A 20,972-nucleotide genomic window follows, 5' to 3' on the forward strand; every position below is an offset into this window, starting at 1 on the left:
CCGTCACGGACGCGCGGCTCCGGACCGTCGGGGCACGGACTGACGCGGTACGGACACGTCCTCGGCCCCGGCGCCCGCGCGCCCGGACCCACCGCGCCCCGGCCGATCGTGCCCCGGCCCGCCGCGCCCCGGCCGCCGGAGCGCGCGGCCGCCCGCCGCGTACACCGCGAGGTAGAAGCGGTCCGGGAGGAACACCGCGTCCGCGACGATCATCGCGCCCGAGAAGAGCGGCAGCCCCATCAGGACGGCGATGCCGACGTGCATGCCCAACAGCATCGCCAGGACGGGGTACTTGAGCGGGCCGAAGAGAACGAACGGGAAGGCCACCTGGAGGAGCACCGTCAGGTAGCCGGCGACGGCGATCAGGAGCGTGTGCTCGTCGGCCAGTCGGGACAGGAACGGCCAGGGCTGGAAAAGTTCGAGGTTCAGGACGTAGTGGAGGGCGGTCCCGTTGCCCCAGGAGCCGCCCTGGACCTTGTAGAGGCCCGCGGAGCCGTAGAGGAAACAGACCTGGGCCGCGATCACGAGCAGGGCGCAGTTGTGCAGGACGGTGGTCAGGGTCCGTTGTGAGGCGCGGACGCGGGGCGCGTCGGGGATCCGGAGCCGGAGGCGTCCTCGTTCCGGCTGCCCCGGGGGCCGCGCCGCCGCCCGGAGCCGGGACCTGCGCGCGTCGAGGGACCAGCGGCGCCCGCAGGCGGTGAGGACGAGGTACGCCGCCATCAGGAGGATGAGGTTGTCGCCGCCGTCCGTCATGAAGATCGCCCGGGCGTGGAAGGACTCCACGACCCCGAAGAAGAGGACGGACACGGCCCGCGTCCGCCACCCCACCAGGAACAGCGCGGCCACCACCAGGGCACCCGCGTAACAGAGTTCGAAGTACCACCGGCTGTCGGACAGCGTGAGGACGCTGAACCAGCCGGTCCGCTCGAAGAGTTGCTCCGCCATCGCGGGCGTCCACGGCGATCCGGGGCCCCAGATCTCGTCGCGGTGCGGGAACTCCCGCAGCAGGAAGACGAGATAGAGCAGGCCGTACCCGATACGGAGGACCGCCACCGCGTGGAGGGACACCGGGCGCGCGGTCAGCAGGGTGAGAAGCCCACCGAGCCGGTCGAGGACGCTTGAGGGGGTGGTGCCGGGTACGTGCTCAGTGGTCATCGGAGGGCACCTTCCACCAGGGCAGATAGCGGGTGTCGGCGGAGGGCGCGGAAGGTGCGGAGGGCGCGGAGGAACCGGCCTGCCGGGCCGCGGGCCGTACCTGCCGTACCGCCTGCCGGGTGCCGGGGGCGGCCACCGGCACCGTGACCACCCGGAGCTGGAGGGACCGGAAGGTCCCGCCCCGGTGCGCGGTGACCCGCTTCACCGCGATGTTGCGCAGGTACGCGCGGGTCATGAGCGCCCGTTCCGAACGCGTCCGGTCGTCGGCACCGTGCGATTCGACGTACGCCGTCCAGGCGCGGCGCAGCAGGTTCTGCGCCGTGTGGCTGGGGAACACATGGTGCTCGACGGCGGATTCGTCCAGTGCCGTCAGGTCGAACCAGTCACTGACCTGTACGGTGCCGTCCGGCGCGGTGGAGGCGGTCCGCGCGGAGATCCGCCGGTTGGCGGAGTCGGGATCCGGGGCGAAGAGCTTCCAGTTCTGCTCGAACACCGGGAAGACCCAGCCGTTGACCTGCTGGTTGAACCGCTGGGTGACGGTGTTCGCGGGAGCCACGTGCAGGAACACCAGCAGGACGTGGGTGAGCGCGACCGTCAGGCACACGGCGACGATGACGCCCCGCACCGCCCGTGGGGTGCCGACCTCGGCGGTCATGTGCCTTTCCTGCGGGCGGCGTTCCTCGGGGGACGTGGGCACTCCCGCCTCCCCGCCCGGTTCTTCTCGTGTCAACGTGCTCTCGATCCGTTCAGTCCGCTCGACGTGCTCGACGTGCTCCCGCCGCGGGCGGGGGGCGGGGCAGAGCGGTCACCGGTGACCGCTCTGCCGCACCCCACCGCTCACGCGGACCGGGGTGGTTCAGCCGTCGTGACGGGGGCCGTCGTCGGGCCGGTCGCCGTAACCCTGGTCGCCGTACTCCTCGTCGCCGCCGTAGCCGTCGCCGCCGTAGCCGTGGTCACCCTGGCCTTCGTCGCCGTGGCCCTCGTCACCGCCGTAGCCGCCTTCGTCGCCGCCGTAACCGCCCTCGTCGTGCGGCTTGCCGGGCTTCCCGTGGCCGTGCCCATGGCCGTGACCGTGGCCGTGGCCGGGCCCGCCCGTGCCGCCACCGGTCGTGGTCGCGCCCGTCGTGCCCGCGATCAGGCCGCCCGGGGTGCCCCCGGTCGTACCGCCGGTCAGGACCCCGCCGAGGACGCCGCCGAGCACGCTGCCCGTGGTCCCGCCGGTCGTGGTGCCCGTACCGCCCGTGGTGAGACCGCCGAGCGCGCCCCCGAGGACGCCGCCCAGCACACCACCCGTGGTGGTGCCGGTCGTGGTCGCGCCGGTGGTGCCCGCGGTGGTGGTGCCGCCCGTGGTGGGGCCGCCCAGCACACCGCCTAGAACGCCGCCCAACACACCGCCGGTGGTGCCACCGGTGGCGCAGTTGCCGCGGTTGATCACGTTGTTGATCAGTGTCACACCGCCGTTGCGGGCCAGGGCCCGGCCGTTGACGGTCGCCGAGTCGTCGAGGCTGATCGAGGTCAGGGCCATGATCGTGCCGACGAACGACGAGCCGCTGCCGAGGGTGGCCGAGGCGCCGATCTGCCAGTACACGTTGCACGGCGAGGCGCCGTTGACGAGGAGGACGCGGCTGGCGGAGGCGGTGGTGAGGGATTCGGGGATCTGGAACACCCACACCGCCTGGGGGTCGCCCGCGGCGTCCAGGGTGAGGTCGCCGGTGAGGCCGACCCCGACATCCGCCTTGTAGACGCCCGGAGCGAGCGTCTCACCGGCGAGGCCCGCCGGGATGGACGCGTCGGGCGCCTGTCCGGCGGCCTGGTCGTACGCCGTGACCAGGTCGTTCTTGGCCACCATGGCCACGGCGTCACCGGCGTGCTGCACGCCGTTGACCGTGCCCGGCTCCGCGGGGGGCGGGCGGAATCCGGTGATGGCCGTACCAGGGCTGACGCCCAGGTCCCCGGTGACCACCGAGGGGCCGGTGTTGGTGACCGTGCTGCCCGCGAGGATCGCGAAGCTGCTCGCGGTACCGAGCGGCACGGGTGTGGCGATGGCGACGGCTTGGGTCGATGTCATCGCGACCACGGTCGCGGCGACGAGCGGGGTGACGAGCCCCGCGATCCAGGTCGACACCGCGCGCCGGTGGGGCGCGCGGAAATGAGGTGGCGTCATAGGCTTACTCCTGTCAAGGACTTCGGAGTGTGAGCCGTTCGGGGTCCGGGAACCGCCACTGTGTCACTGGCATAACGTCTGGGTATGTGCCAGGAAATGCGGCATTCGAGTGAGACCGCGAAAACCACCGTGCGGCCGGTGGTGGGGGCGGGGGCACAACGGTGGGCCGACGCGGGTCACCGGACGTAGGCGGCGTGCCTCGGTATCCGCGCTGTTACGCCAACGTCCCGCGTCAGTATCCGCGCTGTACGTTCGTGACGGCCGCGTCGTCGCGTTTGTGGGCGCGGCGTTCCGCCTCCGCCGCCAGTTCGCTCGACGCGTCGTCGACAGCGGTCAGTACGGTCGCCACCGACTCGTCGGTCACGGCCGGGGAGGCCGTCGTGCGCTTGTCGCGGATCCCGACGGCCGTGGCGAGCGCGGCCAGGACGGGTTCGTCGGCCGTCCAGCGCTCGGCGGCCACACGGCGGGCGGGCGAATCGACCAGGACCAGTTCACTGGACCGGAACACCCCCCAGCGGCGGTGGTGCCGGCGGGCGAGCTGCCCTTCCGCCTCCAACGCGGCCGTGTACACCGAGGACAGGTCGCGGCCGCGGCGCCAGAGCCAGTTGCCCACGGATTCGTACGGAGCCTGCCGCACGAACGAGGACGCGGCCTCGCCCAACAGCGGGTCGTCCAAAAGGGGTTCGTCCACCAGCGGATCGCCCGACCCCAGCCCCTCCCCGGACGGCACGACGCGGTCGCCCTCCAGGGTGATCGCCCCCACGGCGAGGAGATCGACCGCCTCGGCGCCCGCGAGGGCGAGCGACAGCGTGCCCCGCTCCACCGTGCGGACGGATGTCATGTCCATCGCGACGATCAACAGCTCGCGCGGCGTGCTCATGACGTACTCATCCGGAATCCTCCGGTGATGGTAGGGATCGAGCGGTATGGGGCGGTGAGTGAGGTACCGGTAGCTGCACACCATTATAGGCGCCGCATTCCATGAGCGCCCTGTTCTGTCCGGTACGGCCCGGTGAGCGCGGCACGGTTACCTGGGGCGCGGTAATCGGCGTCACGGCGGGGGTGGGCGCGCGCAGGCTCGTCGTACGCGAAGGACGCGCACCCCACGCCAGACGTCGTACGACAGGAGTCGTCATGCCCGGTACCCGTACCGCCCCCACCCTCCAGGCCCTCGCCGCCGAACTCGCCGTGCTGCGGCCCCGCATGGAGGAGGTGAGCCGCTCGATCCACGCGCGGCCGGAGCTGAAGTTCGCCGAGCACCACGCCCGGGACGTGCTCACCGGCTGGCTCGCGGAGTCCGGCTTCGTGGTGCGGACGCCGGCGGGCGGGCTGGACACCGCGTTCGTCGCGGTGCACGAGGGCGGCGGCGGGGCGGGGCCGTGCGTCGCCGTGCTCGTCGAGTACGACGCGCTGCCCGGCGTCGGCCACGGCTGCGGCCACAACCTCATCGCGGCAGGTGGCGCCGCCGCCGCGATCGCCGCCGTACGGGCGCTGCCCGACCACCCGGGCACCGTCGCCGTCATCGGCACGCCCGGCGAGGAGATGGGCGGCGCGGGCAAGGTGCTGCTGGCCGGGGCGGGGGTCTTCGAGGGGGTCGACGCCGCGCTGATGTTCCACCCGGCCGACCGCTCGATGACCACCCAACACGCCCTGGCCGCCGCGCACATGCGCGCCGAGTTCACGGGGGTGAGCGCGCACGCCGCCAAGTCCCCCTGGGAGGGCCGCAGCGCGCTGGCCGGGGCGCAGCTGTTCCTCAACGCGCTCGATTCGATGCGGCAGTTCGTGCCCCCGACGGCCCGGCTGCACGGGATCGTCTCGGACGGCGGCCAGGCCCCGAACGTGGTCCCCGCGCGGGCCGTCGTGGACTTCTACGTACGGGACGGTACGGCCGTGTCGGTCGGCGCCCTGGTCGAGCGGGTACGGAGGGCGGCGGAGGGCGCGGCGTACGCGACGGGGACGGCGGTGGAGTGCTCGGAGACGGGCCCGCTGTACGCGGAACGCCGTAACAACGCGGTGCTCGCGGCGCGATTCGGCGCGACGGTACGGGCGTTGGGGGTGGAGATCGGCCCGGGCGCCCCGGACTCCCCGGCGGGCTCGTCCGACATCGGCAACCTCTCCCAACTGCTGCCGGTGATCCACCCGTACGTCCAGACTGCGGCACTCGGCACCCCGAGCCACTCGACGGCCATGCGCGACGCGGCGGTGACCCCGTTCGCGCACGACCGCACCCGCGTCGCGGCGATCGGCCTGGCACGGGTCCTGGCGGACCTGCTGACGGAACCGGAGTTCCTGGAGGCGGCACGGGCGGAGTTCGAGGCGGGGGCGAGGAGCGCGGCGGACGCAAGCCCGGCGGATGCCCCCGCGGCGCCCGCCGAACTCCCCGAACTCCCCGGGCCCCCGGCGCCCGCCGGTCGTACACTCCGCGCATGACGGTCGTGATTGTCCTGGAAGGGGCCGTCCCCGGGCGCTTCACGGTGGCGGTCTCCCCTCTCGCCGAGCTGGCCGCGTGCCTGCACGTGCTGACCGAGCGCGAACACCACGCGGACCGGGCGCCCTGGGCCGAGGAGGTCATCCGTACCGCCCCGCCCGCCTTCGTGACCGGCCTCCGGCGCTTCTCACCGCTGTGGACGGCACTGCGCTGGCGCGGCTTCTACACCGGACTCGGGAGCGACGCGGGGCACCAAGGCCCGGGGCGAGACGGCGCGGGGCGGGGGCCGACGCTGGCCCGGCTGCCGCTCGACCAGTTCGCCCAGCTCACCGCGTACTCCTGCGCCAGCGGCTACCGCGGTTACGCCTTCGACCGCCTCCTCCACGACCCCACGCAGGCCGCCGCGCTGCGCCACGCCGCGTCCGGGCTCCCGGCGCCCCATCTCGCCCTCGCCGAGGACCTGTTACGCGGGCCCGGGGCGCTCCGCGCGGACGTCCTCGGGTTCCTCGACCTCTGCCGCCACGTCTTCTTCGGGGCCCTGTGGGCCGAGACGGAACCGGTCCTCACCGGCGCCGCGCACCGCGTACGCCAGCGGCTCGCCGACGACGGACCGGCGGCGGCCCTGATGTCGCTCAGCCCGTGCAGCGCCCAACTCGCCCACGCGCCCGGCGACATGGCGGGCACGGCCGCCGGCCCCCTGCGCGTCGTCTTCGACAAGGTGCACCACGCGGTGATCACCCCGGCCCGTACGCCGGTCCTGCTCATCCCCACCCTGTACGGCGCCCCGCACCTCGTCGTGAAGAACGAGCCGGGCCTGCCACCCGTCCTGCACTTCCCCGTCCACTCCCCGGTGGTCGGCGTCACCCTGGCCCGCAGCCGCATGCTGGCCCTGACCGATCCCCGCCGGGTACGGCTGTGCCGCCTCATCGCCCGCCAGTCGATGACCACCGCCGACCTGGCACACCGCCTGGCGATGACCCGCCCCCAGGTCTCCCGCCACCTCCGCACCCTGCGCGACCTGGGCCTGGTCCGCACCGAACGCCACGGCCGCTACGTCCACTACGGCCTCGACCTCACCGCGGTGGCCCGCATCGGCCAGGACGTGGCGACGGCGCTCCAGTACTGAGGACAACCGAGAGGAAGAAGCCCCACCGACCGAGGCCGCTACAGCGGTGGCTCCACGGAGTACCCGTCCACGCGGCGAGGGACGGATCCCGCCCCCTCTTCGACGCCCCGCTGGGCGGCCCGGTGTTCAGCCACGGTGGGATGGGCGGCCAGGGCCTCGGCCGCCCGCCCTTGCCGGACCAGGATCGCGAACAGCTCCTCACGTGCCTCGATCGTGCCGAGGTCCCGCAGTTCGGCGGCGGCGGCCGCGAGACGGCCGGCGGTTCCGAGGAGGCCGGCCCTGACGACGCGAGGGTCGGCCCACCAGGCCGGGTGGGCCTCGACGACGGCGATCGCCTCCTCGGCGCGGCCGAGACCGGCGAGGGCGTGGGCCCGCCACCAGTGCTGGAACTCCTCGTGGCCGTGGTGGGGCACCGTGAGGGGATGGTCCAGGAGGTGGAGCAGTTCCTCGGGCCGGTCGAGAAGCGGGATGACGAGCGGGGTCAGGAGGTTGGAGCAGTCGTACCAACTGAAGCCGACCTCGGCCACGGCGATCGCGTCGTCCAGCCGGCCGGCCCGCAACAGGAACGAGGAGAGCCAGGACCGGTATCCGACCCAGTCGTCGGCGGCGATGGCGTCACGCATCACAGCCTCGGCTTCCCCGGCCCGGCCGTGGTCCCGGAGGGCGCCCGCGTAGATGTCGAGGACGGTGTGCGCGTTCTCCCCCGCGGCCAGCTCGCGCAGCTCGTCCAGCCGGCCGTGGCGTGCCAGCAGTCCGGCGTAGGAGGTGAGGGTGCTCTGCGTCAGGTGGCGCCCCTCGGCAACCTCCTTGCCCAGGAGTCGGATCGCGTCGTCGGCGTGCCCCGCCCGCTCCAGCACCCGGGCCCGAAGCTCCGGTACGTCCCCGCAGGAATCGTCACTCCGGCTCCCGCCACCGGCCCGCCGCGCGTCACCGGCGTACGGGGCGATCAACTCCATTACCCGCTGGTCACGGTCCTGGCCTTCGGTGATGTCCACCAGTGCCGTCCGGATCCACGCCTGGTCCAGGTACGGCACGAGCAGGTCGACGGCCTCGTCCACCCGCCCTGCCCCGACGAGCAACTCGGCGGCGTCACGGCATGCGTCCGGTGAGGCGTGGCCCTCCTCGTCCGGGCCGACCAGGTCCAGCGCCTCGTCCGTCCTGCCGGCCCGCAGCAGGATGTCCGCCTTCGCCCACACGGCCGGCCACCACCCGCTCGCGACGAACGGCTCCATCACCTTCAGCGCTCGCGCGAACTCACCCGACCGGCAGAGCTCCTCCACCGCGCCCTGGGCGCAGAACCACTCGCCGCGCTCCTCCGCCGCCCGGATCACCAGGTCCAGGTGGCCGTGTTCCAACAGCAGATCCACTCTCCGGGACGGAAGACCGCCGTAGTTGCTCGCCTGCCATTCGAGCTCGTCCGCATCCACATCCACCTGCACATCCACAGGCGGAAGCGTAGAAGGAGCCACTGACAGGGCGCGGCGGCCCTGATTCGCCCGGCGGACGGGCCTCACGCGCTCGTCGCGTGGGTGGGCTTCGTCTCGGCCGCCGACGGTGCCTGCTGGGGCCTCGTGCGGAACAGCCAGTGGATGTCGCGGGCGAACGACCAGGTCAGCAGGGCCAGCGCCGCGATCACCGCGGCCAGGGCGGGGGCGTAGGGGAGGAGGCCCGAGGCGGTGGTGAGGAGGATGACGCCCTGGAGCGCGGCCACGGTCTTGCGGGCCGTGCTCGGGGGGAGGGAGCCGTTCAGCCACGGCAGGAAGCGGGCCGCGGCGACGAACCCGTACCGCATCGAGCCGATCAGCAGCACCCACGCGCCCAGCGAGGTCGCGACGAAGACGCTCAGCACGAGGATGAGGAACGCGTCGACCTCCATGTCGAACCGCGCGCCCAGCGCCGACGACGTGCCGGTACGGCGTGCCACCTGGCCGTCCACGGCGTCCAGGATCAGCGCCACCGTGGCGAGCGCGACCAGGGCGGTGAGCGGCGGCGGGCTCTCGAAGGAGTCCGCGACCAGCGCCGCCACGCCGCCGACGAGGGTCGCCCGCGCGAGGGTGACGCGGTTGGCGGGGCCGAAGGGGCGGGACCAGGAGCGGCCCAGGGCGCGCGTGAGTACGGCCCAGGTGGCGATCGCGACGGCCGCCCCCGTCAGCCAGCCGGCGGGGCCCAGCCCGATCGCCTTGCTGAGCAGCAGCAGGAGGAGCGCCTGCGCGGCCAGCCCGGCGGCCGTCTCCCGCCGGACCATCCTGGCCTGGTGGGACAGGGACGCACGCGGGGCGCGGGGCGGGCGGGGCGCCGTACCCGTACCCGTACCCGTGCCCATCCCTGCCCCCGCCCCCAGGCCCCCGGGTATCCCCGCGACCCGGGCCGCCCCGCCGACCCCCGGGAGCCCGGGGAGCCCGGGGAGCCCGGCGGGCTGGAGGGTTTTGTGCGTGTTGGACATGTTCACCGTTCACCCCGGCTGTGTGGCCGACTCGATGCGTGCCGCGTACGGTGATCGCGGCCTCGTAACCGTCACTACGCAATCCACCCCCCGAGCGTTCAGGTCCAGGAGGACACCACATGGAGCGCAAGGCCCGCGCATTCTGGCTCCGCGCCCCGGGGCACGGCGAGATCCGGGAGGTCGTCCTGCCCGAGCCGGGCGCCGACGACGTCGTGGTGCGCACGCTCTGCTCCGGCGTGAGCCGGGGCACGGAGTCGACGGTCTTCCGCGGGGGCGTGCCGGAGAGTCAGCACGCCGCGATGCGCGCCCCGTTCCAGGAGGGCGACTTCCCCGGGCCCGTCAAGTACGGCTACCTCAACGTCGGCCTCGTCGAGGAGGGCCCCGCCCACCTGCTCGGCCGTACGGTCTTCAGCCTCTACCCGCACCAGACCCGCTACGTCGTCCCGGCGAGCGCCGTCACCCCCGTCCCGGACGGCGTCCCCGCCGGGCGGGCGATCCTGGCCGGGACCGTGGAGACCGCCGTCAACGCCGCCTGGGACGCCGCCCCACTGCTCGGCGACCGGATCGCGGTCGTCGGGGCCGGCATGGTCGGGGCGTCGGTCGCCGCCGTCCTCGCCCGGTACCCGGCCGTCCGCGTCCAGTTGGTCGACGCCGACCCGGGCCGCGCCTCCGTCGCCCGCGCGCTGGGCGTCGACTTCGCGCTCCCCGCGGACGCGCTGGGCGACTGCGACCTGGTCGTGCACGCCAGCGCCAGCGAGGCGGGGCTCACGCGCTCGCTGGAACTGCTCGGCCCGGAGGGCACGGTCCTGGAGCTGAGCTGGTACGGGGACCGGCGGATCAGCGTGCCGCTGGGCGAGGCGTTCCACTCCGGGCGGCTCGTGCTGCGCAGCAGCCAGGTGGGCATGGTGTCGCCGGCCCGGCGCGGGCGGCGGACCTACGCCGACCGGCTCGCGCTCTCGCTCGACCTGCTCGCCGACCCGGCGTTCGACGCGCTGGTCACCGGCGAGTGCGGCTTCGAGGAGCTGCCGGGCGTACTCGCCGGAATCGCCGGGGGCGAGGTGCCCGGACTGTGCCACCGTGTCCTGTACGGTCCCGTGGCGGAGCCCGCCGGGACCTGAACCGCGCGCGGGTTGAACAAGTGGCGGGCAGCGGCCGTACTAGTCGCCGTACCGGCACACACGCCCTGGCAGACAGCCTGACAGGAGTACGAGGGACCTGGAGGGTCATCCGTTGTTCAGCGTCACCGTCCGCGAGCACCTCATGATCGCCCACAGCTTCCGCGGAGAGGTCTTCGGGCCCGCGCAGCGCCTGCACGGCGCGACGTTCCTCGTGGACGCCACGTTCCGGCGCCCCGAGCTGGACGCGGACAACATCGTGGTCGACATCGGCCTGGCCACCCAGGAACTGGGCGCGGTGGTGGGCGAGTTCACCTACCGGAACCTGGACGACCTGCCCGAGTTCGCCGGGATCAACACGTCGACGGAGTTCCTCGCGAAGGTCATCGCCGACCGGCTCGCCGACCGGGTGCACGCCGGGGACCTCGGCGAGGGCGCGCGCGGCCTGACGGCCGTGTCCGTCACCCTGCACGAGTCGCACATCGCCTGGGCGAGCTACGAGCGGGCGCTGTGAACCCCGCCGGCGCCGCCGCGGCCCCCGCCCGCCCGGTGCGGGTGGTGATGCCCGGCGGCGTCGACGATCCGGCCGCGCCGAGCGGCGGGAACCGCTACGACCGCCGGGTGTGCGACGAGCTGGCCCGCTCCGGCCGGCCGGTCCACGAACACGCCGTCGCGGGCGCCTGGCCCGACCCGGGCCCGGAGGCGCGCGCCGAACTGGCCCGGATCCTCGCGGAGTCGGCGGACGGCAGCGTCGTCCTCCTCGACGGCCTCGTGGCGTGCGGCGTCCCGGACGTCGTCGTCCCGGAGGCGGGGCGGCTGCGCCTGGTGGTCCTGGTCCACCTCCCCCTGGCCGACGAGACGGGCCTCGCCCCGGAACGGGCGGCTGAACTGGACGCGTCGGAACGCAGGACGCTGCACGCGGTGTCGGCGGTGGTGGCCACGAGCACCTGGGCGGCCACCCGCCTGATCACCCACCACGCCCTCCCCGCCACCCGCGTCCACGTAGCCCCTCCGGGCACGGACCCGGCCCCGTTGGCACGGGGGGCGCTGTCCGCAGGGGAGGGCACTGAAGCACCGGGCGCGGGTACGGGTACGGGCGCGGGTACGGGCCCCACCACGACCACGGCGCCGAACGCCGACGCGGGCGCGGGCACGAACCCCGGCACGGGCACGGAGCCCAACCCGGGCACGGGTACAGGCACGATGCCGGACCCCGGCACGGGTGCGGGTCCGGCCACGATGCCGGGCCCCGGCACGGACACCATGCCAACGCCGGCCCCGGGCGCAACGACGGGCACGGCACCCGCCCCCAGCTCGGGTACGGGCACGGCGACAGCGCCAAGACCCGGCACCGGCGCGACCACGGGCACGGCGCCCGCCCCCAACCCGGGTGCGGCCCCCGCGTCCCCAGCCGCGTCAGCGGCCGCCCCGCTTCTTCTCTGCGTGGCCACCGTCAGCCCGCGCAAAGGGCAGCTCCGGCTCGTCGACGCGCTCGTCGAGGTGGCCGATCTCGGTTGGCGGTGTGTGTTGGTCGGGGGGCTCGGGCAGGACCCCGGTTACGTCGCGCGCGTGCGGGAGCGGATCGACGCGGCCGGGCTCGGGGCGCGGATCCGGCTCGCCGGGCCCCGTACCGGACCCGCTCTCGCCGCCACCTACGCGCAGGCCGACCTCCTCGTCCTGGCCTCCCGCGCGGAGACGTACGGCATGGCCGTGACCGAGGCGCTCGCCCGCGGCATCCCCGTCCTGGCGACCGCCGTCGGCGGCGTCCCCGAGGCGCTCGGGCAGGCGCCCGACGGCACCCTGCCGGGCGCGCTCGTCCCGCCCGACGACCCCGCCGCCCTCACCGCCGCGCTGCGCCGCTGGCTCGCCGGGCCCGACGAGCGGCGGCGGTGCCGGGAGGCCGCGCGCCGGCGGCGTACCACGCTGGCCGGCTGGGACACCACCGCACGGAGTCTGGCCGAGGTGCTGGAACGACTCCCCCACGAACCTCGGAGGACCGCGTGAACACGACCGAAGAGCCGCGCTACACCCCGGAGTGGCTGGAGCTGCGCGAAGGCGCCGACGCCGCCGCCCGCGCCACCGCGTCCCTCGAACCCCTCCACCGCCACCTCGCCAAGCGCTCCGCGGAGAGGAAGAAGCTCGGGCAGGACCGCACCCTCGTCGTCCGCGACCTCGGCTGCGGCACCGGCTCGATGGGCCGCTGGCTCGCCCCGCGCCTCGACGGCCCCCAGCACTGGATCCTGCACGACAAGGACCCCGGCCTGCTGGACCTCGCCGTCGCCCGGATGCCGGCCGAGGCCGCCGACGGCAGCCCGGTCACCGTCGCGACCGAACAGGGCGACATCGCCGCCCTGACCGCCGCCGACCTCGCGGGCACCACGCTGGTCACCGCCTCCGCCCTGCTCGACCTGCTCACCCGCGAGGAGGTGGACGCCCTCGCGACCGCCTGCACCGGGGCCGGGTGCGCGGCGCTGTTCGCGCTGTCCGTCGCCGGGCTGGTCGAACTCGCGCCGCCCGACCCGCTCGACGCCACCATCGGCGCCTCGTTCGACGCCCACCAGCGCCGTACCGAGCACGGCCGCAGGCTGCTGGGGCCGGACGCGGTGCCCGCCACGGAGGAGGCGTTCGCGCGCCACGACGCGACGGTGTTCACGTACGCCGCGCCCTGGCGGCTCGCCGCCGCCGAGTCCGTCCTGACGGCGCAGTGGCTGCGCGGCTGGGTCGGCGCGGCCCGCGAACAGCGCCCGGACCTCGCGCCCCGCGCCCACGCGTACCTGCGCCGCCGCCTCGCCGAGGCCGCGGCCCGCGAACTGCGCGTGGTGGTGCACCACCACGACCTCCTCGCGCTGCCCCGGCCGGCCGGGGAGACCCCGTGATACCCCGCGCCGTGCGGACCCGGCTCGGCACCCTCGCCGGCGCCGGGCTCCTCGCGGTGCTGGTGTGGCGGCTCGGCGACGGGGCGTTCGTGGACGGGCTGCGCGGGATCGACGGCGCCGTCCTGCTGGCCGCCCTCGGACTCGGGCTGCTCACCACGGTGTTGAGCGCCTGGCGCTGGTGCCTGGTGTCCCGGGCGCTCGGCGTCGAACTGCCGCTGGGGGGCGCCGTCGCCTCGTACTACCGGGCCCTGTTCCTCAACGCCGCCCTCCCCGGCGGTGTCCTCGGCGACGTGCACCGCGCGGTACGGCACGGGCAGGACGTCGGTGACGTGGGGCGCGGGGTCCGCGCGGTGGTCCTCGAACGGACCGCGGGCCAGGCGGTCCTGGCGGCCGTCGCGGTGGCGGTGCTTGCGGTACGGCCCACCCCGGCGCTCGCGGAGGCCGGCCACGCCGCCGGGCGGGCCGTCACCACGTCGGCCGTGGGCGCGACCGCCGCCGTGGCGGTGGGGTGCGGCCTGGCGGCCGTGGTGGCGGTACGGCTCCGAGGCGCCGCGCGCCGCAAGGACGCCGCGGGGTCGCGCCGGCGCCGTACCCTCCGGTCCGAACTGGCCCAGGCGCGTGGGGCGTTGCTCTCCCGGGCGAGCTGGCCCGGCGTGCTGCTGTCGTCCGTCGCGGTGCTGGCGGGGCATCTGGCGATGTTCGTGCTGGCGGCGCGGGTCGCGGGGGCCACGGCGCCGGTGTCCGAACTGCTGCCCCTCATGCTGCTCGCCCTGCTCGCCATGGGCCTGCCCCTGAACATCGCCGGCTGGGGCCCCCGCGAGGGCGTCACGGCGTGGGCGTTCGGCGCGGCGGGGATGGGGGCGTCGCTGGGGCTGACGGTGGCGGTGGTGTACGGAGTCCTCGCCCTCACGGCGAGCCTGCCGGGGGTGGCGGTACTGGCGACCCAGTGGGCAGCGCGCCGCCGCCGCGCCAAGGCCGAGGAGGGGCTCACGCCCGCCCCCGAGCCCGAGGAACCAGCCGCCCAACTCGCCCCTTCCCACCCCGGTCAGGCCCTGACGGCCCAGGTCCGACCCGACGAACGATCAGGTCCGGCCGTACCCGCGGGCCAACCCCGCAACCTCCCCACCGCAGCCGCCCCCGCACGCAGCGAGTACGGCGGACGACCCGCCGAGGTCCGGCCCGGAGCCGACCCCACCAGGGCCGAGCCCGGAACCGGGCCGGAAGGCATCCGGGTCGACGGCGAACCGGGCGCCCGCCCCCGCCAGGTCCGCCCCGACGAACGATCAGGTCCGGCCGTACCCGCGGGCCGAACCCACAGCGTCCCGGTCGAAGCCGCCCCCGCGAGCGGCGGATCGGGCAGGCGGCCCGGCGAAGCCCGGACCGGAGCCGACCCGACCGGGGCCGAGCCCGGAACCGGGCCGGAAGACGTCCCGGTCGACGGCGACCCCGGCGCCCGCCCCCGCCAGGTCCGCCCCGACGAACGATCAGATACAGCCGTACCCGCAGGCCGAACCCACAACGCCCCGGTCGAAGCCGCCCCCGCGAGCGGCGGATCGTCGCTACAGCGACCCCTCGTCCTCCCCGGCGAACGCCTCACCCCTGAGGTCCAGTTCGAAGAGGGTGTCCTCGCCGACGGACGATCGGCGGACCGGTGGGCGGAGGGCGTCGCGCATCACGTCGGGGCCGTCGAAGCGGATCCCCGGGACGCCGTCGCCGAGCAGGACCGGTGCCACCGTGACGTACAGCCGGTGCAGCGCCCGCTCGTGCAGGAAGCGCGACACGGTGACCCCGCCGCCCTCGACGAGCACCCGGCCCAGGCCGCGCGCGGCGAGCGTCCGTACCAGGGCGCGGGGCGCGAACGCCTCGCGGTCCGGCAGGGTCAGCACCTCGACGCCGTCCCCCACCCGGCCGGGAACGGCCTGCCCGTCCTCGCGGTCCGGGCCCACCACCCACAGGGTCGGGGCTGATCCGTCCGTGAACAGATGGCAGTCCCGCGCCACCCGCCCCCGCGGATCGATCACCACACGCACCGGGTTGGCCCCGGAGCAGGTACGGACGGTGAGCCGGGGATTGTCGGACACGGCGGTGCCGGCCCCGACGACCACCGCGTCGGCGAGCGCCCGGAGGCGGTGCAGATGATCGCGGTCCTCCTCGCCGGTGACGTAGTCCGCGTCGCCGGTCCGGGTGGCGATGAAGCCGTCGAGGCTCTGGCCGAGCTGCGCGAAGGTGACGTACGGCCCGGCCAGGCAGAGCGACAGGTAACGGTCGAGGAGCAGCCGCGCCCCGGGCGCGAGGTCGTCATCGCCGCCGGCCCGTCGGGGGTCTGCGGCGCCGCCGGCCCGCCGGGTGTCCGCGGCGTCCGCGACGCGCGCGGTGTCCGCGGCACCCACCACGCCCCCGGCGCCCGGGCCCCCCTCCCCCGCACGGACCAGCCCCGCCGCCACCGCGTCCGCCTCGCACCGGACGCCGCGCAGCCGCTCCCACACCTCGGCCGCGTCGAGCGCGCCCGTCACGACGTCGCCCCGGCAGCCAGGTCCGCCGCGCCACCCGACGCGGAGTCACCCGACGCGGAGCTACCCGGCGCGGAGTCGGCCCGCAGGGAGCCCCCCGACACGGAGCCCCCCACCCCCCCAACCCCCCCGTCAGCCGTCACGAGCGCGAGGTATTCGGCGAAGCAATCGACAAGTCCGGCGAGCAATTCCTTTCCCTTCTCGGCGGATGCCAAGGACGGCCGCCCGACCACACCGGAGTCCGTATAGGAACGCATACCGAGAGTGAGCAAATGCTTCCGTTCATCGGCGACGAAATCGGAGGTTTCATAACCGGAACGGACCAGTTCCGGACGGGCGTGGAGGAGGATCGACGCCTCCACTTCTCCGGCATGCATATCGCTGTACGACGGAGTCCGCACACCGGCCCTCTCCCGAGCCGCGTCCCAGTCCGACGACCCGGGGAATAGCGCCATGCGCGTACCACTGCCGGCCGACTCCTGAACCACGTTCCGCAACACATAGTTCCCCCCGTGCCCGTTCACCAGAATGAGCCCGTGGATACCCGAACGGCGCAACGACGCGGCGATGTCCGCGACCACCGCGTAGAGCGTCGCGGCCGAGATGCTGACCGTGCCCGGCCAGTCCGCGTGCTCGTGGGAGCAGGAGATCGTCAGCGGAGGCAGGTGCAGGACCGGGTGCACGGCGGCGATCTCGGAGGCAACAGCGCAGGCCACGACGGTGTCCGTCACCAACGGGAGGTACGCGCCGTGTTGCTCGAAGCTGCCGATCGGCAGGACGGCGACCCGGGGCCGCCGCTCCCCGACGTCCTCGGTGGTGTCCCCCGGCAACAGGCCGGAGGCCGGTGGTGGTACGGCCGGACCGCTCATCTCTGGGGCCTTTCGTTTCCTGTCGTTTCCTACGTCCGCGGACGCCCAGGTTACGTCGTCCTCTCGTTCTCCTTCCGCGATCCGGCCGATAAGATATGGCCATGAGGGAAATTGATGGTGCGTCCGACGGCAGTCGCCCCCCGGTCGCGGAACGAGTGGTGGATCTCCGCCTGGCCACCGCGTACGGCGATTTCCTCGCTGTCGGCTACCGGGACGGCAATGGCACGGACGAACAAATGGCCCTGGTGTACGGCGACGTCACGGGAGAAGGGGCCCTTGTCCGGTTGCATTCGGAGTGTCTGACCGGAGATTCCTTCGGCTCCCGGCATTGCGACTGCGGCGGCCAACTGTCCGCCGGGCTCAGCGCCATCGTGCGGGAAGGCCGGGGTGTTCTCGTCTATCTCCGGGGGCACGAGGGCCGGGGCATCGGGCTGCTCGCCAAGCTCCAGGCGATGAAGCTGCAAGCCGAGGGCTTGGACACCGTCGAGGCGAATCTCGCGCTCGGCCTCCCCGCGGACGCCCGCGACTACCAGGTGGCGGCGGAGATCCTGCACGACCTCGGGGTGCGGTCGGTGCGGCTGATGTCGAACAACCCGCTCAAGCGGGAGGCGCTCCAGCGGCACGGGGTGAAGGTCACCGAGGAGGTGCCCCTGCTGATCACCCCTCAGGAGGAGAACATCTTCTACCTGCGCACCAAGCGGGAGCGGCTGGGCCACCACCTCCCGCATCTGGAGGACGCCGAGTCGGGCGCGGAGACGGGCGCGGAGACAGGCGGGGGGACGGGCTCCGCCGACGGTACGGAACCTCCGCGCTGAAGTCCCGTCCCTGGGGCGTCCCGGGGGTACGAGGTGCACCCAGCACCACCCCCCGTCCGGGCGCCACGCCCCGTGTGCGCCGCCCTCACCGTCCGTAGCGTCGTGGACAGGACGCAACCGGGCGTCCTGGGTGGACGGACGGGGACGCCACGACCTTGCCGGCGGGCGTCCGAGAGGGAGGGACGGGGACATGTTCCGTCGTACGGGGACGACCAAGGACACACGCGGGGGTACGAGGGGGGCGCGGCCCGCCCGCGGCCCGGAGGCGCTCCGGCTCGTCGGGGTGAGCAAGGTCCACGGCGAGGCGGAGAACGCCGTCACCGCCCTCGACCGGATCACGCTGAGCCTGCCGGCCGGGAGCTTCACCGCGGTCATGGGGCCGTCGGGGTCCGGCAAGTCGACGCTGCTCCAGTGCGCGGCCGGGCTCGACCGCCCGGACCGGGGGCTGGTCATGGTGGACGGCGAGGAGATGACGGGCGGGGGTGAGGCGGCGCTGACGAAGTTCCGCAGGCGGCGGATCGGCTTCGTCTTCCAGCAGTACAACCTGCTGGACACGCTGACGGTGGAGCAGAACACCACCCTGCCGCTGCGGCTCGCGGGCCGCCGTGCCGATCCCGTACGGGCCAGGGAGATCCTGACGCAGGTCGGCCTCGGCGACCGGCTCGGCCACCGGCCCGACCAGTTGTCCGGCGGTCAGCGGCAGCGGGTCGCCATCGCGAGGGCGCTGGTCACCGAGCCCAGCGTGATCTTCGCCGACGAGCCGACGGGCGCGCTGGACACCCGGAGCGCGCGGGACGTGCTGAGCCTGCTTCGGGACGCGGTGCGGGTGCACGGCAGGACGGTGGTGATGGTGACGCACGATCCGGTGGCCGCGTCGTACGCGGACTCCGTCCAGTTCCTGGCGGACGGCCGGCTCGCCGGGCACCTGACCGCGCCCACCGTGGACGCGGTCGCCGAACGGCTCGCGCACCTGGGCGACCTCGCGGAGCGAAGCCAGGACGGGGGCTACGGCCCGGGCCACGACCAGAGCCAGGGCCAGGGCCACGGCCAAGGCCGCCACCAGGATCACGGCTACGGCCAGGGCCGCGACATCACCCTGGAGGTCTGAGCCATGTTCGCTCTCGCTCTGCGATCGGTCCGGCAGCGGCCGGGCCGCTTCCTCGCCACCCTCCTGTCCGCCTTCCTGGGCGCGGTCGTCGTCATGACGTTCGGCTCGCTCCAGGACACCGCAGGCGCCCCGGGCGTCGACGCCGTCAGCGCCGAGACGCTGCGGGTGTCGTCGAACATCGTCGGCGGGTACGGCGCGCTGCTCGTGTTCTTCGCCGTGGCGTCCGCGCTGACCGTGAACGTACGGCAGCGGGGCGCCGAGATCGCCCTGCTGCGCAACACCGGCGCGACCCCGGCCCAGATCAAGCGCATGGTCGTCGGCGAGGCGGTCCTGGTGGGCATGGCCGCCGCGGTGCTGGCCGTCGGGCCCGCGATGCTCGGCGGGCGGGTACTGCTGGGGCTGTTCCAGGACAGCGGCCAGGTCGCCGACGGCGTGGACTTCGCCTTCGGCCCGGTCGCGCTGGGGATGGGCGTTTCGGTCACGCTGCTGGCGTCGGCGGGCGCGGCGTTCCTCGCGGTGCGCCGGGCGACGCGGGCGCTGGCCGGGGCGCGGGCGGGGCAGGGCCGGGTCAAGAAGGTGGCGGGGGTCGCCGCGCTGGTGGGCGGTACGGGGGCGGTGATGGCGACGTTCGCGATGGACGCCACGGCGCCCGCGCTGATGGCCGCCCCCGGGTACGGGGCGATCCTGCTCTCCGTCGGCTTCGCGATCTTCTCCCCGGCGTTGCTGCGGGGCCTGCTGACCGTCTTCGAGCGGCCGATCACGGCGCTCGCGGGGGCGAGCGGCTACCTGACCGTCCAGACGATGCGGCACCGCGCCGCGCAGTTGTCGGGTCTGCTGATGCCGCTGGTCCTGTTCACCGGTACGGCGACGGCCGCGCTCTACATGCAGGCGGTCCAGACGGACGCGATCCGGGCGTCGGGCCTCGTCCGGTCCGTCGAGGACAAGAACGTGGCGACCGTGAACCTGGTGGTCGTCGGCATCGTCGTGGTCTTCGCCTGCCTCATGATCATCAACACGCTGTACGCGGAGACGTCGTACCGCCGCGGTGAGTTCGGCCGCCAGCGCCTCGCCGGCGCGACCCCCGGCCAGGTGCTGAGGACGGTCGGCCTGGAGGGGCTGGTCCTGACGGTGACGGGCGTCTTCTTCGGCACGACGGCAGGCCTGTCCGGCCTGCTCGCCTTCACGGCGGTCCGCACCGACTCCCCCTTCCCGGAACCGGGCCCGGGCGTCTGGCTCCTCATCGTGGCAGCGGCCACAACATCCACCTTGGTCACAGGCCTGACAACAGCACACAGAGCCCTGCGCGACCCGGCGGTAACAGCGGCGAACTCAACAGCCTGAGACTCAGAGCCACCCCCGCCGGGCTGCCGTCAGGCTGGCCTGGAAGCGGGTGGTGGCGTCCAGTTCTGTCATCAGGCGGTGGATGCGGCGCTGTGTCGTGCGTTCGCTCCAGCCCTGCGCGCGGGCTATCGCCGCGTCCGTGAGCCCCGCCGCCAGCAGCGCCAGCAGGGCGCGGGTCTCCGGGCCGGGCTTCGGCGGGGCGCTTTCGGGGACGTGCGGCACGTCCACCGCCAACAGCGGGAGCGCCCGGTCCCATTGGGCCTCGAAGAGCGCCGACAGCGCCACCAGCATCGGTGACGGATGGATCAGGTACGCCACGGACTGGCCGCCCGGCGCCAGGCTGAACGGGATGATCGCCGCCCGGTCGTCGCTCAGCACCAGCTTCAGAGGCAACTCGTTGCGTACCCGCGCCTGTTCGCCCGTACGGATGCTCGGCACGATGTCGTTGTCGAGCCGCCCCGGCCACCCCACCGCCTCCCGGTCGTAGATCACCCGGTGCACCACACCGGTCCGTTGCCGCTGGACCTGGGCGTCGAGGTTGCTGCCGGGCCGGTCCACGTACGGCGGGCGGTCGAACGCCCGCACCTCGCGCCGCGCCCCCGCCGTCAGCCGGCGGACCGCGGCGCTGATGTCGTCGCGGTCGGAGAGCAGCTCCACCGCCAGGTCCGGATGGCTGATCCTGGCCGCCTCCCGGTGCGTCTGGGTGAGCCGTTCCACCAACGACCGCGCCTCGTCGAGCCGGTGCTCGCGCTCCTGGATCAGCGCGGTGACCGCGACGTCCGGGGACACCGCGGTGAAGCGGGGCGGGCGGCCCGCCGAGCGGGTCGCGAGACCGTCCTTGACCAGCCCGGACAGCAGCTTCCCGACGGCGGACGCGGGCCGGCCGCACGCGTCGGCGATCTCCGAGGCGGTGGCCCGGGGCAGCCCGACCAGCACCTTGTAGACGTGTTCTGTTTCGTCCGTGAGTCCCAGGACGTTAAGTTCCATGCCTTCTCCGACGTTCCTGTGGCGGCACCCCGCCA

Annotated in this window: 18 protein-coding genes and 1 pseudogene; 10 read left to right on the plus strand and 9 right to left on the minus strand. The window is 74.2% G+C overall.

Translation table 11 applies throughout. From position 1 onward, the window contains the following. Nucleotides 1-3: 3 nt before the first annotated feature. The 4 genes from HA039_RS16220 to HA039_RS16235 form a co-directional block, all read right to left on the minus strand. Nucleotides 4-1,155, minus strand: coding sequence for an HTTM domain-containing protein (locus HA039_RS16220; protein ID WP_208298629.1), 1,152 nt, complete (start codon nucleotides 1,153-1,155; stop codon nucleotides 4-6). Then, nucleotides 1,145-1,810 carry a DUF5819 family protein gene (locus HA039_RS16225; protein WP_167030000.1) on the minus strand — a complete coding sequence of 222 codons (666 nt, stop codon included), beginning with the start codon at nucleotides 1,808-1,810 and terminating at the stop codon, nucleotides 1,145-1,147. Before HA039_RS16225 ends, HA039_RS16220 begins: the two co-directional genes overlap by 11 nt. Nucleotides 1,811-2,011: 201 nt before the next feature. Beyond that, nucleotides 2,012-3,319: an ice-binding family protein gene (locus tag HA039_RS16230; protein ID WP_167030003.1), complete on the minus strand. Its 1,308-nt coding sequence runs from the start codon at nucleotides 3,317-3,319 to the stop codon at nucleotides 2,012-2,014. A 232-nt stretch (nucleotides 3,320-3,551) separates the two neighbouring features. After that, nucleotides 3,552-4,199, minus strand: a complete 648-nt coding sequence (locus HA039_RS16235; RefSeq protein ID WP_167030006.1) for a GOLPH3/VPS74 family protein — start codon at nucleotides 4,197-4,199, stop codon at nucleotides 3,552-3,554. Between the two features lie 254 nt (nucleotides 4,200-4,453). On the opposite strand from HA039_RS16235, the gene HA039_RS16240 reads away from it, so the two are divergent. Together HA039_RS16240 and HA039_RS16245 are read left to right on the plus strand one after the other, a co-directional pair. Continuing rightward, nucleotides 4,454-5,749, plus strand: coding sequence for an amidohydrolase (locus HA039_RS16240; RefSeq protein ID WP_167030009.1), 1,296 nt, complete (start codon nucleotides 4,454-4,456; stop codon nucleotides 5,747-5,749). Beyond that, nucleotides 5,746-6,873 (plus strand): DUF5937 family protein, encoded by a 1,128-nt coding sequence (locus HA039_RS16245; protein WP_167030012.1) that lies wholly within the window; start codon nucleotides 5,746-5,748, stop codon nucleotides 6,871-6,873. The genes HA039_RS16240 and HA039_RS16245 overlap by 4 nt, the downstream gene beginning before the upstream one ends. 38 nt (nucleotides 6,874-6,911) lie before the next feature. Here the strand turns inward: HA039_RS16245 and HA039_RS16250 are convergent, their stop codons facing one another. Next, nucleotides 6,912-8,318 (minus strand): tetratricopeptide repeat protein, encoded by a 1,407-nt coding sequence (locus HA039_RS16250; RefSeq protein ID WP_243869495.1) that lies wholly within the window; start codon nucleotides 8,316-8,318, stop codon nucleotides 6,912-6,914. A 65-nt stretch (nucleotides 8,319-8,383) separates the two neighbouring features. Beyond that, nucleotides 8,384-9,118 carry a CDP-alcohol phosphatidyltransferase family protein gene (locus tag HA039_RS16255; protein WP_243870122.1) on the minus strand — a complete coding sequence of 245 codons (735 nt, stop codon included), beginning with the start codon at nucleotides 9,116-9,118 and terminating at the stop codon, nucleotides 8,384-8,386. Nucleotides 9,119-9,435: 317 nt separating this feature from the next. On the opposite strand from HA039_RS16255, the gene HA039_RS16260 reads away from it, so the two are divergent. From HA039_RS16260 to HA039_RS16285, 5 genes and pseudogenes are all read left to right on the plus strand, one after another. Beyond that, complete coding sequence (locus tag HA039_RS16260; protein WP_167030014.1) at nucleotides 9,436-10,434, plus strand: zinc-dependent alcohol dehydrogenase; 999 nt, start codon at nucleotides 9,436-9,438, stop codon at nucleotides 10,432-10,434. A gap of 112 nt (nucleotides 10,435-10,546) precedes the next feature. Then, nucleotides 10,547-10,945, plus strand: coding sequence for a 6-pyruvoyl trahydropterin synthase family protein (locus HA039_RS16265; RefSeq protein ID WP_167030017.1), 399 nt, complete (start codon nucleotides 10,547-10,549; stop codon nucleotides 10,943-10,945). Beyond that, the gene (locus HA039_RS34035) at nucleotides 10,942-12,435 is read left to right on the plus strand and encodes a glycosyltransferase (protein WP_243869497.1); all 1,494 of its coding nucleotides are present in this window, start codon (nucleotides 10,942-10,944) and stop codon (nucleotides 12,433-12,435) included. The genes HA039_RS16265 and HA039_RS34035 overlap by 4 nt, the downstream gene beginning before the upstream one ends. Further along, on the plus strand, nucleotides 12,432-13,307 hold the full coding sequence (locus tag HA039_RS16280; protein WP_167030020.1) for a class I SAM-dependent methyltransferase: 876 nt from the start codon (nucleotides 12,432-12,434) through the stop codon (nucleotides 13,305-13,307). Before HA039_RS34035 ends, HA039_RS16280 begins: the two co-directional genes overlap by 4 nt. Nucleotides 13,308-13,369: 62 nt before the next feature. Beyond that, nucleotides 13,370-14,161 (plus strand): annotated as a pseudogene (locus tag HA039_RS16285) (lysylphosphatidylglycerol synthase domain-containing protein); the annotation flags it as partial. 705 nt (nucleotides 14,162-14,866) lie between these two features. Here HA039_RS16285 and HA039_RS16290 read toward each other — a convergent pair. Together HA039_RS16290 and HA039_RS16295 are read right to left on the minus strand one after the other, a co-directional pair. Continuing rightward, nucleotides 14,867-15,820, minus strand: a complete 954-nt coding sequence (locus tag HA039_RS16290; RefSeq protein WP_167030022.1) for a RibD family protein — start codon at nucleotides 15,818-15,820, stop codon at nucleotides 14,867-14,869. Next, nucleotides 15,817-16,686: a creatininase family protein gene (locus tag HA039_RS16295; protein ID WP_167030025.1), complete on the minus strand. Its 870-nt coding sequence runs from the start codon at nucleotides 16,684-16,686 to the stop codon at nucleotides 15,817-15,819. Before HA039_RS16295 ends, HA039_RS16290 begins: the two co-directional genes overlap by 4 nt. A gap of 101 nt (nucleotides 16,687-16,787) precedes the next feature. Here HA039_RS16295 and ribA point away from each other — a divergent pair, with 101 nt between their 5' ends. The 3 genes from ribA to HA039_RS16310 all read left to right on the plus strand — a co-directional run bounded on the left by ribA (nucleotide 16,788) and on the right by HA039_RS16310 (nucleotide 19,950). Continuing rightward, nucleotides 16,788-17,501: a GTP cyclohydrolase II gene (gene ribA / locus HA039_RS16300; protein WP_167030028.1), complete on the plus strand. Its 714-nt coding sequence runs from the start codon at nucleotides 16,788-16,790 to the stop codon at nucleotides 17,499-17,501. Between the two features lie 190 nt (nucleotides 17,502-17,691). Continuing rightward, complete coding sequence (locus HA039_RS16305; protein ID WP_167030031.1) at nucleotides 17,692-18,609, plus strand: ABC transporter ATP-binding protein; 918 nt, start codon at nucleotides 17,692-17,694, stop codon at nucleotides 18,607-18,609. A 3-nt stretch (nucleotides 18,610-18,612) separates the two neighbouring features. Continuing rightward, nucleotides 18,613-19,950 (plus strand): ABC transporter permease, encoded by a 1,338-nt coding sequence (locus HA039_RS16310; RefSeq protein WP_167030034.1) that lies wholly within the window; start codon nucleotides 18,613-18,615, stop codon nucleotides 19,948-19,950. A 3-nt stretch (nucleotides 19,951-19,953) separates the two neighbouring features. Here HA039_RS16310 and HA039_RS16315 read toward each other — a convergent pair whose 3' ends face one another. Further along, nucleotides 19,954-20,937, minus strand: coding sequence for a TrmB family transcriptional regulator (locus tag HA039_RS16315; protein WP_167030036.1), 984 nt, complete (start codon nucleotides 20,935-20,937; stop codon nucleotides 19,954-19,956). Nucleotides 20,938-20,972 lie beyond the last annotated feature (35 nt).

Origin of the sequence: Streptomyces liangshanensis (assembly GCF_011694815.1) — a bacterium.
In the GTDB taxonomy this organism is placed as follows: domain Bacteria; phylum Actinomycetota; class Actinomycetes; order Streptomycetales; family Streptomycetaceae; genus Streptomyces; species Streptomyces liangshanensis.

Excerpts from the sequence above, each read along its gene's own strand:
- HA039_RS16240 (WP_167030009.1), top strand. The coding sequence starts at position 4,454 with ATGCCCGGTACCCGTACCGCCCCCACCCTCCAGGCCCTCGCCGCCGAA.
- HA039_RS16260 (WP_167030014.1), top strand. The coding sequence starts at position 9,436 with ATGGAGCGCAAGGCCCGCGCATTCTGGCTCCGCGCCCCGGGGCACGGC.
- HA039_RS16235 (WP_167030006.1), bottom strand. The coding sequence starts at position 4,199 with ATGAGCACGCCGCGCGAGCTGTTGATCGTCGCGATGGACATGACATCC.
- HA039_RS16305 (WP_167030031.1), top strand. The coding sequence starts at position 17,692 with ATGTTCCGTCGTACGGGGACGACCAAGGACACACGCGGGGGTACGAGG.
- HA039_RS16255 (WP_243870122.1), bottom strand. The coding sequence starts at position 9,118 with ATGGTCCGGCGGGAGACGGCCGCCGGGCTGGCCGCGCAGGCGCTCCTC.
- HA039_RS16230 (WP_167030003.1), bottom strand. The coding sequence starts at position 3,319 with ATGACGCCACCTCATTTCCGCGCGCCCCACCGGCGCGCGGTGTCGACC.
- HA039_RS16315 (WP_167030036.1), bottom strand. The coding sequence starts at position 20,937 with ATGGAACTTAACGTCCTGGGACTCACGGACGAAACAGAACACGTCTAC.
- HA039_RS16295 (WP_167030025.1), bottom strand. The coding sequence starts at position 16,686 with ATGAGCGGTCCGGCCGTACCACCACCGGCCTCCGGCCTGTTGCCGGGG.
- HA039_RS16245 (WP_167030012.1), top strand. The coding sequence starts at position 5,746 with ATGACGGTCGTGATTGTCCTGGAAGGGGCCGTCCCCGGGCGCTTCACG.
- ribA (WP_167030028.1), top strand. The coding sequence starts at position 16,788 with ATGAGGGAAATTGATGGTGCGTCCGACGGCAGTCGCCCCCCGGTCGCG.
- HA039_RS16310 (WP_167030034.1), top strand. The coding sequence starts at position 18,613 with ATGTTCGCTCTCGCTCTGCGATCGGTCCGGCAGCGGCCGGGCCGCTTC.
- HA039_RS16220 (WP_208298629.1), bottom strand. The coding sequence starts at position 1,155 with ATGACCACTGAGCACGTACCCGGCACCACCCCCTCAAGCGTCCTCGAC.
- HA039_RS16225 (WP_167030000.1), bottom strand. The coding sequence starts at position 1,810 with ATGACCGCCGAGGTCGGCACCCCACGGGCGGTGCGGGGCGTCATCGTC.